The organism is Photobacterium iliopiscarium (genome assembly GCF_003026395.1).
Taxonomy (GTDB): Bacteria; Pseudomonadota; Gammaproteobacteria; order Enterobacterales; family Vibrionaceae; genus Photobacterium; species Photobacterium iliopiscarium.
This window is the reverse complement of record NZ_PYOO01000034.1, coordinates 1-944: the sequence shown is the minus strand read 5'-3', so window position 1 is coordinate 944 and position 944 is coordinate 1. Positions and strand designations below refer to the sequence as shown.

The following is a 944-nucleotide window of genomic DNA, read 5'->3' as shown; positions in this document are numbered from 1 at the left end:
TTGATTTCTCTTCCTCGGGGTACTTAGATGTTTCAGTTCCCCCGGTTTGCCTCATTAACCTATGTATTCAGTTAATGATACTTGCTTATGCAAGTGGGTTTCCCCATTCGGAAATCCCAGACTCAAGAGGCTTTTACTGCCTAATCTGGGCTTATCGCAAGTTAATACGTCCTTCATCGCCTCTGACTGCCAAGGCATCCACCGTGTACGCTTAGTCACTTAACCATACAACCCCAAGAGGTCTTGTATGTTCAAACAACCAAGGTTTGCGTTTAATAATCCGATCAAGAAAATATTAAACATTGGTTTTTCGCCGGACTCATTTATTTGTCTTCACTTTAAAAAGTGAAAGCAAAATCAAGACACTTGAATGTGTATGTTTTGAGAACTCGTTTTTATTCTTCTTTTACAAGAAGCAATAAAAACATTTTTTAAAATTAATCTTTCGATTAAATTTACTAGTCAGCTTTCCAGATTGTTAAAGAGCATGTGTTTTTGTCATGTTTGAAGATGACTAATCCACTTTCTAAAGACACTCTTACGAATATTTTTAGAAAGTGGTGGAGCTATGCGGGATCGAACCGCAGACCTCCTGCGTGCAAGGCAGGCGCTCTCCCAGCTGAGCTATAACCCCAACGTTTAAAAGACTTTACCGCCACTTTTTCTGGGAGAAAAAGTGGTGGGTCTGAGTGGACTCGAACCACCGACCTCACCCTTATCAGGGGTGCGCTCTAACCACCTGAGCTACAGACCCAAGTCTTTTACGTTCTTTTACATTTTAACCAAGCAATTTGTGTGGACACTGCATAAAACAGATAAGTCTTTAGGTAAGGAGGTGATCCAGCCCCAGGTTCCCCTAGGGCTACCTTGTTACGACTTCACCCCAGTCATGAACCACACCGTGGTAAACGCCCTCCCGAAGGTTAAGCTATCTACTTCTGGTG

Annotated in this window: 2 tRNA genes and 2 rRNA genes; all 4 read right to left on the bottom strand. The window is 42.4% G+C overall.

The features are described 5' to 3' along the window. Positions 1-225 (bottom strand): 23S ribosomal RNA (locus C9J51_RS19330); the annotation flags it as partial. A 333-nt stretch (positions 226-558) separates the two neighbouring features. Beyond that, positions 559-634, bottom strand: a tRNA-Ala gene (locus C9J51_RS19325). A 43-nt stretch (positions 635-677) separates the two neighbouring features. Beyond that, a tRNA-Ile gene (locus C9J51_RS19320) sits at positions 678-754 on the bottom strand. Positions 755-828: 74 nt separating this feature from the next. Continuing rightward, positions 829-944: ribosomal RNA gene (locus C9J51_RS19315) — 16S ribosomal RNA — on the bottom strand; the annotation flags it as partial.